The 14,161-nt window shown below is 66.4% G+C and carries 14 protein-coding genes; 7 read left to right on the top strand and 7 right to left on the bottom strand.

The features are described from left to right. The 5 genes from PSK12I2_RS0105555 to apbC all read right to left on the bottom strand — a co-directional run bounded on the left by PSK12I2_RS0105555 (position 1) and on the right by apbC (position 4,552). Positions 1-891, bottom strand: coding sequence for an LD-carboxypeptidase (locus tag PSK12I2_RS0105555; RefSeq protein WP_027597615.1), 891 nt, complete (start codon positions 889-891; stop codon positions 1-3). Beyond that, a complete protein-coding gene (locus PSK12I2_RS0105550; RefSeq protein WP_027597614.1) occupies positions 888-1,691 on the bottom strand; it encodes an MOSC domain-containing protein in 804 nt (267 codons plus the stop codon). The genes PSK12I2_RS0105555 and PSK12I2_RS0105550 overlap by 4 nt, the downstream gene beginning before the upstream one ends. A 72-nt stretch (positions 1,692-1,763) precedes the next feature. Then, positions 1,764-2,693 (bottom strand): chemotaxis protein CheV, encoded by a 930-nt coding sequence (locus PSK12I2_RS0105545; protein WP_007162762.1) that lies wholly within the window; start codon positions 2,691-2,693, stop codon positions 1,764-1,766. Positions 2,694-2,809: 116 nt separating this feature from the next. After that, positions 2,810-3,376 (bottom strand): dCTP deaminase, encoded by a 567-nt coding sequence (gene dcd, locus PSK12I2_RS0105540; protein WP_007162761.1) that lies wholly within the window; start codon positions 3,374-3,376, stop codon positions 2,810-2,812. An 81-nt stretch (positions 3,377-3,457) separates the two neighbouring features. Further along, positions 3,458-4,552, bottom strand: coding sequence for an iron-sulfur cluster carrier protein ApbC (gene apbC / locus PSK12I2_RS0105535; RefSeq protein WP_027597613.1), 1,095 nt, complete (start codon positions 4,550-4,552; stop codon positions 3,458-3,460). A gap of 122 nt (positions 4,553-4,674) precedes the next feature. Between apbC and PSK12I2_RS0105530 the strand changes: the two genes are divergently transcribed. The 5 genes from PSK12I2_RS0105530 to PSK12I2_RS0105510 all read left to right on the top strand — a co-directional run bounded on the left by PSK12I2_RS0105530 (position 4,675) and on the right by PSK12I2_RS0105510 (position 9,937). Continuing rightward, the gene (locus PSK12I2_RS0105530) at positions 4,675-5,826 is read left to right on the top strand and encodes a M14-type cytosolic carboxypeptidase (RefSeq protein WP_027597612.1); all 1,152 of its coding nucleotides are present in this window, start codon (positions 4,675-4,677) and stop codon (positions 5,824-5,826) included. A gap of 98 nt (positions 5,827-5,924) precedes the next feature. After that, entirely contained in the window at positions 5,925-7,964 is a 2,040-nt protein-coding gene (gene metG / locus PSK12I2_RS0105525) for a methionine--tRNA ligase (RefSeq protein ID WP_027597611.1), read from the top strand. Between the two features lie 42 nt (positions 7,965-8,006). After that, positions 8,007-8,981 (top strand): RnfABCDGE type electron transport complex subunit B, encoded by a 975-nt coding sequence (locus PSK12I2_RS0105520; RefSeq protein ID WP_027597610.1) that lies wholly within the window; start codon positions 8,007-8,009, stop codon positions 8,979-8,981. Next, entirely contained in the window at positions 8,978-9,616 is a 639-nt protein-coding gene (gene nth, locus PSK12I2_RS0105515) for an endonuclease III (protein ID WP_027597609.1), read from the top strand. The genes PSK12I2_RS0105520 and nth overlap by 4 nt, the downstream gene beginning before the upstream one ends. A gap of 141 nt (positions 9,617-9,757) precedes the next feature. Further along, the gene (locus tag PSK12I2_RS0105510) at positions 9,758-9,937 is read left to right on the top strand and encodes a PA3496 family putative envelope integrity protein (protein WP_007162755.1); all 180 of its coding nucleotides are present in this window, start codon (positions 9,758-9,760) and stop codon (positions 9,935-9,937) included. A gap of 50 nt (positions 9,938-9,987) precedes the next feature. On the opposite strand, the gene PSK12I2_RS0105505 is transcribed toward PSK12I2_RS0105510, so the two are convergent. After that, positions 9,988-11,205: an argininosuccinate synthase gene (locus PSK12I2_RS0105505; RefSeq protein WP_007162754.1), complete on the bottom strand. Its 1,218-nt coding sequence runs from the start codon at positions 11,203-11,205 to the stop codon at positions 9,988-9,990. 117 nt (positions 11,206-11,322) lie between these two features. Further along, positions 11,323-12,273, bottom strand: a complete 951-nt coding sequence (locus PSK12I2_RS0105500; protein ID WP_027597608.1) for an OmpA family protein — start codon at positions 12,271-12,273, stop codon at positions 11,323-11,325. Between the two features lie 141 nt (positions 12,274-12,414). On the opposite strand from PSK12I2_RS0105500, the gene pyrC reads away from it, so the two are divergent. After that, on the top strand, positions 12,415-13,458 hold the full coding sequence (pyrC, locus tag PSK12I2_RS0105495; RefSeq protein WP_027597607.1) for a dihydroorotase: 1,044 nt from the start codon (positions 12,415-12,417) through the stop codon (positions 13,456-13,458). Positions 13,459-13,460: 2 nt separating this feature from the next. Further along, positions 13,461-14,132, top strand: coding sequence for a ribonuclease T (gene rnt, locus PSK12I2_RS0105490; protein WP_371099723.1), 672 nt, complete (start codon positions 13,461-13,463; stop codon positions 14,130-14,132). The last annotated feature ends 29 nt before the right edge of the window (positions 14,133-14,161 follow it).

The following is a 14,161-nucleotide window of genomic DNA, read 5'->3' as shown; positions in this document are numbered from 1 at the left end:
CTAGAGCACCTGCAGGCGACCCGCTTCCAGGCGCACCCGGGCGCCATAGGGCCAGGCCTGGTTGTCCGGGCCATGGCCGCTGGGCAGGCCGCGATAGAGGGCGATGCCGCGCGGCGCCAGCCATTCGGCGAAGATCTCTTCCAGCGACTGCTCGACGTTGCGCGCCGGGCAGTCGGTGAAGGTGCCCAGGCAGACCGCGCCGATGCGGTGCTCGGTGAGGTTGCCGAGCAACTGGCAGAGGCTGCGTTCGAGTCGATAGTAGGGCTCGCCGACATCCTCGAGCATGAGGATGGCGCCGTCATGGGGACGCAGCGCCGCGGCGGTTCCGACCACGCTGGCCAGCGTGGTCAGGTTGCCGCCGATCAGCTCGCCGGCAGGTACCTGGGCCGGACCGGCCAGGCGCTCCAGCTGCCAGGCCGGACGGCCACCGGCGCACAGCTCCAGGACCGATTCCAGCGAGCGGGTCCGGGCCGCCTGGGTGGCCGGATCCTCGTCGCGGCGCCCCCAGTCCAGGGCGCCAGGACCATGGATGGCGGTGAGACCGCGGCGATGGAAGGCTTCCAGCAGCACCGTCAGGTCGGAATAGCCGATCAGCGGCCGGCCCTTGCTGCTGGACAGGCGCGACCAGTCCAGCCACGGCAGCAGTTGTGCGGATCCGTAACCGCCGCGCAGGCACCAGACCGCATCCACGTCCGCCTGGCTGAAGGCCCAGTGCAGATCCGCGGCCCGCTCCTCGGCGGTGCCGGCGAGATAGCGATGACGCTTGAGCGCCTGCTCGCCCAGCACCGCTTCGATGCCGGCCGCCTGCAGCTGTTCTATCGCCGCGGTGACCAGCTCCTGCTTGACCGCACCCGCCGGACTGACCAGCGCCACACGCCGCACGGGAGTCATTCCAGCACCTCCACCGGCATGCCAGCCTCGATGACACCGCGCCCCAGGGGGATGACGTTCATGCCGAACAGCATGCGATTGTCCTGGAAACGGTATTCGCGCAGGGCGGTCAGTGGCTGCCGATCCGGATCCTTTTCGCCGGTCACCGGATCCTGGGTGATGACGATGCAGCGCGAGCAGGGACAGGCGACGGCGAAATCCACCGTGCCGATGCGCAGGCGCTTCCAGCCGTCCTCGGCATAGGCCGCGGTGCCGTCCACCACCAGATTCGGCCGAAAGCGCAGCATTTCCAGCGGTTTGCCCACCCGCTCAACCAGATCGGCCAGGGAGGCCTCGCTGGTCAGCAGCAGGGGAAAGCCGTCGGCGAAGTGGACCTTCTGCCCCGGCTCGGCGAAATCGGTATTGATCTGGCGTGCATGGCTTTCGGCGATGTACACCAGGCGGCAGCGGCGCCCGAGGAAGTCGCTCAGCCAGGCATCGGCCTCGGCGGCGACCGGCGCCTGCAGGGTGTCGCGCCAGATGGTCACGCCTAGCTGCTCACCGGTGGCATCGGGCACCGCCACCTCGAGCGGAGTCCGCCCTGGCGCGCTCAGGCGCAGTCGATCGGCGGCCAGCCAGCGCGCCTCGATGTGATTCATCTGCGCCAGCTGGCGCAGGGTCAGGAAGCGACCGGTGTCGGCATCCACCACCATCCAGCGGCGATCCCCCACCAGGCCCAGGGCATCCACCTCGGCCTGGGCGAGGGATTCCACGGCCGTCGACTTGACGGGATAACGATAGAGGGCACTGAGGTGCGACATGGGCGCGGCTTCCTGGCGGCGGACAAAGGCCGCCAGTGTAAGGGAGGCGCCGGAGCGGCGAAACCGCGGGGATCAGCCCTCGGCCAGCGCCAGGCGGCGGCGGACTTCCTCGACCAGCTGATCGGGCTGGAACTTGGAGAGGAAGGCGTTGCAGCCGACCTTCTTCACCATGGCTTCGTTGAAGCTGCCCGACAGCGAGGTGTGCAGCACCACATAGAGGTCGGCGAGGCGCGGATCCTGGCGGATCTCGGTGGTCAGGCGATAGCCGTCCATTTCCGGCATCTCGGCATCGGTCAGCACCATCAGCAGCTTCTCGGTCAGCACCACGCCTTCGTCGGCCCAGGCCTTGAGCTTGCGCAGGGCCTGCAGGCCGTCGGTGGCGACGTGGAATTTCAGATCCAGCTGGACCAGGGTGTCGCGCAGCTGGCCGATGGCGGTGCTGGAGTCGTCCACCAGCAGCACCTCGCGACCGCGGGCCTTGGCCAGCAGCGGATCGGCCAGGCGCTCCTGGGAGACCTTGACGTTGTAGGGGGCGATCTCGGCCAGCACCTTTTCCACGTCGATCACCTCCACCAGGCGGTCTTCGATGCGGGTGATGGCGGTCAGGTAGTGCTGCCGTCCGGCGCCGCCGGGCGGGGCCTGGATGCTGTCCCAGTTGAGGTTGATGATGCGATCGACGCTGCCGACCAGAAAGGCCTGCACCGAGCGGTTGTACTCGGTGACGATGATGGTGCTGTTCTCGTCGGGCGTGATGGGTCGCATGCCGATGGCGGCGGCCAGGTCGATCACCGGCAGGGTCTGGCCACGCAGGTGGACCACGCCGCAGATCATCGGGTGGCGCTTGGGCATCTGGGTCAGGCGCGGCAGCTTGAGGACTTCCTGCACCTTGAACACGTTGATGGCGAACATCTGCCGGCTGGACAGCTGGAACATGAGAATTTCCAGACGATTCTCGCCAACCAGCTGGGTGCGTTGATCGACGGTGTCGAGAATGCCGGCCATGGAAAGTCCACTCCAAAGATAAGTCAGGTCACAGGCTATCGGCGGCCGTGGACTTTTCTTGAGGCCCGGAAACGGCGAAGCCGCCAGACAGGCGGCTTCGCTCGAATGGCATCGACTCAGGCGCGTGGCAGGGTCACGCCGCGCTGGCCCTGGTACTTGCCGCCGCGATCCTTGTAGGACACCTCGCAAGCCTCGTCGGATTGCAGGAACAGCATCTGGGCCACGCCCTCGTTGGCGTAGATCTTGGCCGGCAGGGTGGTGGTGTTGGAGAACTCCAGGGTCACGTGCCCTTCCCACTCGGGCTCCAGCGGGGTGACGTTGACAATGATGCCGCAACGGGCATAGGTGCTCTTGCCCAGGCAGATGGTCAGGACGTCACGCGGGATGCGGAAATATTCCACGGTGCGCGCCAGGGCGAAGGAGTTCGGCGGGATGATGCAGACGTCGCTGACCACGTCGACGAAACTCTTGTCGTCGAAGTTCTTGGGATCCACCACCGCCGAATGGATGTTGGTGAACACCTTGAATTCGTTGGCGCAGCGCACGTCGTAGCCGTAGCTGGACACCCCGTAGGAGATCACCCGGCTGTCGTCCGCGCCGCGCATCTGGCGCTCGACGAAGGGCTCGATCATGCCGTGCTCCTGGGCCATGCGGCGAATCCACTTGTCCGATTTGATGCTCATGGCAGGTCTGGCTCCGGGGCGAAAAAATTGACCGCGCATTCTAGAGGATCGCAGCGCGGTCTCAAAGGCGAACGGACGAAATCAGTCGTCGCTCACGGTGATGGTCGGCATGCCGCCGCCGGCCTGACCGCCCAGGGCAATGCGGGCCCCGACCTTGCGCGCCAGTTCCTGGTAGATCAGTGCGATCTGGCTGTCGGGATCGGCGATGGCGGTGGGGCGCCCGGCGTCGGCCTGCTCGCGGATGGCCATGGCCAGCGGCAGCGAGGCCAGGAGATCCACGCCGTACTGCTCGGCCAGCCGGCCGCCGCCGCCTTCGCCGAACAGGTGCTCGGCGTGGCCGCAGTTGGAGCAGATGTGCACCGCCATGTTTTCCACCACGCCGAGCACCGGGATGTTGACCTTCTGGAACATCTCCACGCCCTTCTTGGCGTCCAGCAGAGCCAGGTCCTGGGGCGTGGTGACGATCACCGCGCCGGCCACCGGCACCTTCTGCGCCAGGGTCAGCTGAATGTCGCCGGTGCCCGGGGGCATGTCGATCACCAGGTAGTCGAGGTCATTCCAGGCGGTCTGGGTGATCAGCTGGATCAGGGCGCCGGAGACCATGGGGCCACGCCAGGCCACCGGGGTCTTGTCGTTGGTCAGGAAGGCCATGGACATGACCTCGACGCCATGGGCCTGCAGCGGGATGAACCACTTCTCGTCGCGCACCTCGGGACGGGTGCCCTCGGCGAAGCCGAACATGATGCCCTGGCTGGGACCATAGATGTCGGCGTCCAGCACGCCGACCCGGGCGCCTTCGCGGGCCAGCGCCAGCGCCAGGTTGGCGGCGGTGGTGGACTTGCCCACCCCGCCCTTGCCCGAGGCCACGGCGATGATGTTCTTGACGTTGCCCATGGCTTCCAGCTGCGGCTGGGCGGCGTGGGGCGCGATTATGCAGTCGACCTGGATCTCGGCGGTGTCGACCCCGGGCACGTTCTCCAGCGCGGTCTTGAGCACCTGGGCCAGGCCACCCTTGAACAGTCCGGCGGCATAGCCCAGCTCGAAGCGGGCGCGCACCCGGCCACCGTCCAGCGCGAGGTCGCGCAGGGCACCGGCGCTGAGCAGGTCCTGTTCGAGATAGGGATCGTGATACTGGCGCAGCGCGGCCTCGATGGCCTCGCGAGTCGGAGCGGTCATGCAGACTCCCGGAAACAGCGGATAGGAAAGAGAAGCTGCGGCCTATGCTACCCACTGTCCTTGCTAAAGCCTATCCACGCGGCGCTACACTCCCGGCTTTCCCCTCGCCCGTGGAGCCCTGCGTGAACGCCTCTTCCCTGCACATCAGTTCCACCTTCGACAGCGGCGCCGTCGAGGTGCTGTCCCTGGCCGACCACGCCGACATCCGCCTGCGCATCCGCCCGGACACCGCCTCGCCCTTCACCCAGTGGTTCCATTTCCGTCTCGAAGGCGCCCGCGGCCTGCCCTGCCAACTGAGCTTCGACAACGCCGGCGAGTGCGCCTACCCCGAAGGTTGGCGCGACTATGGGGTGGTGGCCAGCTATTGCGGCCAGCAGTGGTTCCGCATCCCCAGCCGCTATGACGGCAAGACCCTGAGCTGGACGGTCACCCCGGAGCACGACAGCCTGTTCTTCGCCTATTTCGAGCCCTATCCGGAGAGCCGCCACCTGGCCTTCGTGGGCGAAGCCCAGCGGCATCCCGCCGTCCGTCTGGAAACCGTCGGCCGTTCGCTGCTGGGGCGTTCGCTGGACCTGCTGCGCATCGGCACGCCGGGCGCCGGCAAGAAGAACATCTGGATCATCGCCCGCCAGCACCCCGGCGAGCCCATGGCCGAGTGGTTCGTCGAAGGCCTGCTGCGCCGGCTGCTGGGCCTGGGCGAACACCAGGGCGATCCGGTGGGCGGCAAGCTGCTGGAGCACGCGGTGCTGCACGTGGTGCCGAACATGAATCCCGATGGTTCGGCCCTGGGCAATCTGCGCACCAACGCCGCCGGTGCCAACCTCAACCGGGAATGGCTGGAGCCGGACGAAGGACGCAGCCCCGAGGTGCTGGCGGTACGCCGGGCCATCGCGGCGAGCGGCTGCGATCTGTTCCTCGACATCCACGGTGACGAAGCCCTGCCCTATGTCTTCGTCGACGGCTGCAACGGCCTGCCCAACTTCGGCGAGCGCGAGGAAGCCGAGCAACGGGCCTTCCTGCAGCGCTTCCAGCGCGCCAGCCCGGACTTCCAGACCCAGTACGGCTATCCCCGCGGCCACTTCGGCAGCGAGACCCTCAAGCTCGCCACCAAGTACGTCGGTCATACCCATGGCTGCCTGGCGCTGACCCTGGAATTGCCGTTCAAGGACAACGCCAACGATCCCCGCCCGGACGTCGGCTGGAACGGTGCCCGCAGCGCCGCCCTGGGTGCCGCCATGGTCAGTGCCCTGTATTGGCAGCTGGCGGATCTCTAAGTCCGGACCTGCACCCGCCCATCCCCACGGATGAAACCGACCGGCCATTTCGCTATGATGGTCGGTCACCTTATCAGCGTCGCGATCCAGCCAAGACCATGACCGAGCCCCGCAAGATTCTCGTCACCAGCGCCCTGCCCTATGCCAACGGCTCCATCCACCTCGGCCACATGGTCGAGTACATCCAGACCGACATCTGGGCGCGCTTTCAGCGGCTGCGCGGCAACCAGTGCCTCTATGTCTGCGCCGACGACGCCCACGGCTCGGCCATCATGCTGCGCGCCGAACGCGAGGGCATCACGCCCGAACAGCTGATCGACAACGTCAAGCGCGAGCACAGCGCCGATTTCGCCGACTTCGGCGTGGCCTTCGACAACTTCCATTCCACCCATGCGGAAGAGAATCGCGAGCTGTCGCGCGCCATCTACCTGAAGCTGCGCGAAAACGGCCACATCGCCACCCGTCCGGTCACCCAGTATTTCGACCCGGACAAACAGATGTTCCTGGCCGATCGCTTCATCAAGGGCACCTGTCCCAAGTGCGGCAGCGCCGACCAGTACGGCGACAACTGCGAGAAGTGCGGCGCCACCTATGCGCCCACCGAGCTGAAAGATCCCAAGTCGGCCATCTCCGGCGCGACCCCGGTGCTGCGTGAATCCGAGCACTTCTTCTTCAAGCTCCCCGATTTCACCGACATGCTCAAGGGCTGGACCCGCGGCGGCGCCCTGCAGGAATCGGTCGCCAACAAGATCGCCGAATGGCTGGACGCCGGCCTGCAGGAGTGGGACATCTCCCGGGATGCGCCCTACTTCGGCTTCGAGATTCCCGACGCCCCGGGCAAGTACTTCTATGTCTGGCTGGACGCCCCCATCGGCTACATGGCCAGCTTCAAGAATCTCTGCGATCGCCGCGACGACCTGGACTTCGATGCCTTCTGGAACAAGGACAGCACTGCCGAGCTGTACCACTTCATCGGCAAGGACATCGTCAACTTCCACGCGCTGTTCTGGCCGGCCATGCTCGAAGGCGCCGGCTATCGCAAGCCGACCGCGCTCAACGTCCACGGCTTCCTTACCGTCGACGGCCAGAAGATGTCCAAGTCCCGTGGCACCTTCATCAAGGCGCGCACCTACCTGGATCACCTCAATCCCGAGTACCTGCGCTACTACTTCGCCGCAAAGCTCTCGCGTCACGTCGAAGACATCGACCTGAACCTCGAAGACTTCGTGCAGAAGGTCAACTCCGACCTGGTGGGCAAGGTGGTCAACATCGCCAGCCGCTGCGCCGGCTTCATTCACAAGGGCAACGCCGGCCTGCTGGTGGACGCCCAGGCCGCGCCCGAGCTGGAAGCCGCCTTCCGCGCCGCCGCGCCGAGCATCGCCGAGGCCTATGAGACCCGCGACTTCGGCCGCGCCATGCGCGAGATCATGGCCCTGGCCGATCGCGCCAACGCCTGGATCGCCGATAAGGCGCCCTGGAGTCTGGCCAAGCAGGACGGCAAGCAGGATGAGGTCCAGGCCATCTGCGCCCAGGGCATCGAGCTCTTCCGCCAGCTGGCGATCCTGCTCAAGCCGGTGCTGCCCAACCTGGTCGCTGCCGCCGAGAGCTTCCTCAATGTCGCCCCCCTGACCTGGGCCGACCTGGACACGCGCCTGGCCAATCATCAGCTCAATGCCTTCCAGCCCCTGCTCACCCGCATCGAACCCGCCAAGGTGCAGACCATGATCGACGCTTCCAAGGAAGACCTGGCCGCCCAGGCCGCACCCCAGCCCGCCGGCAACGGCGAACTGACCAAGGCCCCGCTGGCCGAGACCATCGACTTTGACACCTTCTCCAAGGTCGATCTGCGCATCGCCCTGATCGAGAAGGCCGAATTCGTCGAGGGTGCCGACAAGCTGCTGCGCCTGACCCTGGACATCGGCGATGCCAAGCGCAACGTCTTCTCCGGCATCAAGAGCGCCTATCCGGAGCCGAGCCAGCTCGAAGGCCGCCTGACCCTGTACGTCGCCAACCTGGCGCCGCGCAAGATGAAGTTCGGCGTCTCCGAAGGCATGGTCCTGGCCGCCGGCCCCGGCGGTACCGAGATCCACCTGCTCAGCCCCGACAGCGGCGCCAAGCCCGGCCAGCGGGTGATGTGATAGCGACGGCGCCCCAGGGCGCCGTCCTTTCAAGTGCAAGCCATGAACGCCCAAACCAACCTCATCACCGCCATCGACGCCCTCTTGCCGCAGACCCAGTGCGGCAAGTGCGGCCATCCCGGTTGCCAGCCCTATGCGGCGGGCATCGCCGCGGGCGAAGCGCACAACAAGTGTCCACCCGGCGGCACGGCCACCATCCTCGAGCTTTCGGCGCTGCTCCAGCGTCCGGCACTGCCCCTGGACTCGCCCTATCCGATAACGCCCAGCCAGCGCGCGGTGATTCGCGAGGCCGACTGCATCGGCTGCACCAAGTGCATCCAGGTCTGCCCCACCGACGCCATCCTTGGCGCAGCCAAGCTGATGCACACCGTCATCGAGAGCGAATGCAGCGGTTGTGAACTGTGTCTGGCACCCTGCCCGGTGGACTGCATCGACCTGGTGGCGGTACCGGCCCCGGTCGATCGCCCGGCGGAGCGTCGCCGCGCGCAGTACTACCGCCGCCGCTTCGACGCCCGCCAGGCGCGCCTGCAGCGCGACCGCGAGCGCCTGGAGGCCGAACGCCAGCGGCGGCAGGTGCCTCCTGCAGTCAGCACGCCGGCGGAGACGCCGGCCACCGCGGACGCTGCGCTCAAACCCTTGAAGATCGCCGCCGCCATGGCCCGGGTCGCCCTGCAAAAGGCCGAACGGCAACTGGCGCAGTACGGCACACCGGCCCTGGAGGCCCAGGTGCAGCAACTGCGCGAAGCCGCCGAGCAGGCCCAGGTGGCCCTGGACAGCGCGCAGCGTGGAGCGGCCACCGCCAGGGCGCCGGCCCTGGCGACGCCAGCCACCGACCCCGCCGCCCTCAAGCAGGCACGCATCGCCGCCACCCTGGCGCGTGCCCAGCTGACCAAGGCCGAGCGCGCCTTCGGTAGCGCGCCCACCCCCGAGCAGAGCGCTCAACTGGCTGCCCTGCGCGGCGCCGCTCAGCAGGCTGCCCACCGTCTTGCCGCACTGGAAAACCCGAACAGCCCATGAACGCCGCCAAACGCCTGGAGATCTTTCGCCGCCTGCACGAGGACAATCCCGATCCCAAGACGGAACTGGCCTACGCCTCGCCGTTCGAGTTGCTGATCGCGGTGATCCTCTCCGCCCAGGCCACCGATGTCAGCGTCAACAAGGCCACCGCCCGCCTCTATCCGGTGGCCAACACCCCCCAGGCCATCCTGGACCTGGGCGTGGAGGGGTTGTCGGAGTACATCAAGACCATCGGCCTCTATAACAGCAAGGCCAAGAACGTCATCGAGACCTGCCGGCTGCTGCTGGAGCGCCATGGCGGCGAGGTGCCCCAGACCCGCGAGGAACTGGAGGCGCTGCCCGGCGTGGGCCGCAAGACGGCCAACGTGGTGCTCAACACCGCCTTCCGCCAGCTCGCCATGGCGGTGGACACCCATATCTTCCGGGTCAGCAACAGAACCAATCTGGCACCCGGCAAGAACGTGGTGGAGGTCGAACTCAGGCTGCTCAAGGTGGTGCCCAAGGATTTCCTGCTGGATGCCCACCACTGGCTGATCCTGCACGGCCGCTATGTCTGCCAGGCGCGCAAGCCCCGCTGCGGCAGCTGCCGGATCGAGGATCTCTGCGAATACAAGGCGAAAACCTCTGACGATTGAAAAAGGGCCTGTCAAAGCCCTTTGGCGATTGAAAAAATCTTTTTTACCGGCCCCTGCTTTGTCGTTATAAGGTGCGCGAAAAGGTCCCGCAGCCCTGTCGATGAGTGCGTGTGATCCTGTCCAGCCTTGCAGGAGTTACCAATGGCCGAAGACAAAAGCGATATCGATGTAGACGATGATTTCGAGACCGATGGCGAAGCGCCCGAGACCGTCGAACCCGTCGTCAGCAAGACCAACCTGACCAAGCGGCGGCTGATCGACAACATGCTCGAAGAGCGCCGCCTGAAGCGGCAGATTTCCGAGTACGACTTCGATCTGTAAGCCATAAAAAACCCCAGCCGAGGCTGGGGTTTTGCGTTGCCAGGCGACCCTTACAGCAGGGTGCGGCCCTTGCCTGCGGCGATGCGCATGCGCAGGGCGTTGAGCTTGATGAAGCCCGCCGCGTCCGCCTGGTTGTAGGCGCCGCCGTCTTCTTCGAAGGTGGCGATGTTGGCGTCGAACAGCGACTCGTCGGACTTGCGGCCGACGACGATGACGTTGCCCTTGTACAGCTTCAGGCGCACCACGCCGTTCACGTTGGCCTGGGAGGCGTCGATCATCTGCTGCAGCATCAGCCGCTCGGGGCTCCACCAGTAGCCGGTGTAGATCAGGCTGGCGTACTTGGGCATCAGTTCGTCCTTGAGGTGGGCCACCTCGCGGTCGAGGGTGATGGACTCGATGGCGCGGTGGGCCTTGAGCATGATAGTGCCACCGGGGGTCTCGTAGCAGCCACGGGACTTCATGCCCACATAGCGGTTCTCGACGATGTCCAGGCGACCGATGCCGTTCTCGCCGCCGATGCGGTTCAGTTCGGCCAGCACGGTGGCCGGGCTCAGTTCCTTGCCGTCGATGGCGACGATGTCACCGTTGCGGTAGGTCAGCTCGAGATAGGTCGGGGTATCCGGCGCGGCTTCCGGCGACTTGGTCCAGCGCCACATGTCTTCTTCATGCTCGGTCCAGGTGTCTTCCAGCACGCCGCCCTCGTAGGAGATGTGCAGCAGGTTGGCGTCCATGGAGTACGGCGACTTCTTCTTGCCGTGGCGCTCGATCGGGATCTGATGCTTTTCGGCGTAGTCCATCAGCTTCTCGCGGGACAGCAGGTCCCACTCGCGCCAGGGCGCGATCACCTTGACGCCCGGCTTGAGGGCGTAGGCGCCCAGCTCGAAGCGCACCTGGTCGTTGCCCTTGCCGGTGGCGCCGTGGGAGATGGCGTCGGCGCCGGTCTCGTTGGCGATCTCGATCAGGCGCTTGGCGATCAGCGGACGGGCGATGGAGGTACCCAGCAGGTACTCGCCTTCGTAGACGGTATTGGCACGGAACATCGGGTAGACGAAGTCGCGGACGAATTCTTCGCGCAGGTCGTCGATGTAGATTTCCTTGACGCCCATGGCCTTGGCCTTGGCACGTGCCGGTTCGACTTCCTCGCCCTGGCCGAGGTCAGCGGTGAAGGTCACCACTTCGCAGTTATAGGTATCCTGCAGCCACTTGAGGATCACCGAGGTGTCCAGGCCGCCGGAATACGCCAGGACTACCTTCTTCACATCCGCCATGCCGTTCGCTCCCGTGTATTGCGTTGAGTCGGAAAGCGACAATTCTACTGGTCGCCTCGCTGCTTTTACAGGGGCGCGACGCACTCTGATGTCTGGGCGACATGCGGTCGGGGCGGGTCAGCCCTTGGGCTTGGCCGGCGGTGCCGGGGTGGGCGCCAGCGATTCGGGCGGATTGGCCGCGGTACTGGTGGCTGGCGCAGCCGGCGGCTCGCCGCTCGGCGGGACCCGCGAGAACACCAGGGTCACCCGGCGGTTGAGCGCGCGATTGGCCTTGCTGGTGTTGGGCGCCACGGGGTACTGCTCGCCAAAGAAGCGCAATTCGATCTGCTCCGCGGCGAAGCCCTTGCTCTTGAGGTACTCCATCACCGCGATGGCGCGCAGCCGCGATTCCTGGCGGTTGTCCAGGCGGGTGCCCTGATTATCGCTGTAGCCGGAGACGATGACATGATTGACCGTCGGATCGGCGTTCAGGTATTCGTCGATGAGGTCGAGCTTGGCCTTGGCGAGGTCGTCGAGGGTATCGCCACCGCCCGGGAAATTGACCTGGGAATGGCGGATCTGCTCGAAGTTGACCGCCAGCAGCTTCTGGGTGCAGGCCTGGAATTGCTGGTAGGCCGGTTCGAAGCGCACTGGCAACAGTCGCACCTCGACGCGGTCGTCCAGGGCCCCCGAGCGACTCACCTGGGGCATGCGCCCCTCCATCAGCCCCGCCAGCAGGCGCTGCGCCTGCTGCGCGCTGGTGGCCAGCGCCTGCTCGCCCTCAACCACCTTGACCGAGCCAAGGCTGATATCGCCCAGCCCCGGCTTCCAGGGCACCGCCGCCGCCTTCAGGCTGGCGCTGCCCGCCGGCAACCACTGGCCATTGGGCCGCAATTCGAACACCGTGGACTCGCCCGCGCGGCGCAGGAAGCCACCACTGCCGAAGCGCGGGATGGGCTGCAGCAGGCGACAGGCGAAGATGTCACCCTCCACCTTCCATTCCACGCTCTCGAGCCGGCTCTGGAAGGTCATCCCCCAGACCGGAACGGCGAGCAGCAGACAGGAAAGGAAGAGGTAACGCGGGCGCACGTCGGACTCCGGAAAGAAAAAGTACCTGGGGTTCTTATCGGTCAAGGACGCGGAAAACTTGAGCGCGGTCCCGCCGCACGGGTGCCGGCTACCCCCTTTTCCGGTAGCATTTCCCTACTTTCCCGCAGCCTGGAATCCCGCATGACCGACCGGATCACCCTTGCCCGTCCCGATGACTGGCACATTCACCTGCGCGACGGCGCCGCCTTGCAGCAGACCGTCGCCGACGCCGCCCGGGAATTCGGTCGCGCCATCGTCATGCCCAACCTGGTACCGCCGGTGCGCAATGCGGAGCAGGCCGCCGCCTATCGCGAGCGCATCCTGGCGGCACGCCCGGCCGGCAGCCGCTTCGAGCCGCTGATGGTGCTCTATCTCACCGACCGCACCAGCCCGGAAGACGTCCGCGCCGCCAAGGCCAGTGGCTTCGTGTATGCCGCCAAGCTCTATCCGGCCGGCGCCACCACCAACTCCGATTCCGGCGTGACCTCGCTGGACAATCTCTTCCCGACGCTGGAAGCCATGGCCGAGATCGGCCTGCCGCTGCTGGTGCACGGCGAGGTCACCCACGCCGAGGTGGACGTCTTCGACCGCGAGAAGAAATTCATCGACGAGCACCTGGTGCGCATCGTCCAGCGCTTCCCGACGCTCAAGGTGGTGTTCGAGCACATCACCACCGGTGACGCCGCCGCCTTCGTGCGCGAGGCCCCGGCCAACGTCGGCGCCACCATCACCGTCCACCACCTGCTGTACAACCGCAACCACATGCTGGTGGGCGGGATCCGGCCGCACTTCTACTGCCTGCCGATCCTCAAGCGCAACACCCACCAGAGCGCCCTGCTGGACGCCGCCACCAGCGGCAATCCCAAGTTCTTCCTAGGCACCGATTCGGCGCCCCACGCGCGTCACGCCAAGGAAGCGGCCTGCGGCTGCGCCGGCTGCTATACCGCCTATGGCGCCCTGGAGCTCTATGCCGAGGCGTTCGAGAGCCGCGATGCCCTCGACCGCCTGGAAGGCTTCGCCAGCCACTTCGGTGCCGATTTCTACGGCCTGCCGCGCAATGCCGAAACCGTCACCCTGGTGCGCGAGGACTGGCAGGCGCCGGCTTCCCTGCCCTTCGGTGACCACGAGGTGATTCCGCTGCGCGCCGGCGAGACCCTGCGCTGGCGCCTGGAGGTGGGTGCATGAGCATGGACGAGACCTTCAGCGACGAACTGGACGCCAGCCAGCCGATGTCCGACTCGCGCATCCCCATGGCCCGCCGCTTCCGCGGCTACCTGCCGGTGGTGGTGGATGTCGAGACCGGCGGCTTCAACGCCGCCACCGATGCCCTGCTGGAAATCGCCGCCACCACCGTGGCCATGGACGAGGAAGGCGTGCTCTATCCGGATCACACCTACTTCTTCCGCGTCGAACCCTTCGCCGGCGCCAACATCGAGGCGGCGGCGCTGGAATTCACCGGCATCAAGCTCGACCATCCGCTGCGCATGGCGGTGGGTGAAGAGCAGGCGCTCAGCGAGATCTTCAAGGGCGTGCGCAAGTCGCTCAAGTCCAGCGGCTGCAAGAGGGCCATCCTGGTCGGCCACAACAGCAGCTTCGACCTGGGCTTCCTCAATGCCGCGGTGTTGCGCTGCGGCCTGAAGCGCAATCCCTTCCACCCCTTCTCCAGCTTCGATACCGCGACCCTCGCCGGCTTGGCCTATGGCCAGACGGTGCTGGCCAAGGCCTGTCAGGCGGCCGGCATCGAATTCGATAACCGCGAAGCCCACTCCGCCCGCTACGACACCGAGAAGACCGCCGAGCTGTTCTGCGGCATCGTCAATCGCTGGCGGGAGATGGGTGGCTGGGTCGATCTCGACTGACCGTCCGTCGCCGATCCTGCCTTTGATGA

This window comes from Pseudomonas sp. MOIL14HWK12:I2, from assembly GCF_000510745.1.
Classification (GTDB): domain Bacteria; phylum Pseudomonadota; class Gammaproteobacteria; order Pseudomonadales; family Pseudomonadaceae; genus Chryseomonas; species Chryseomonas oryzihabitans.
This window is presented reverse-complemented; position numbering and strand designations above follow the sequence as displayed.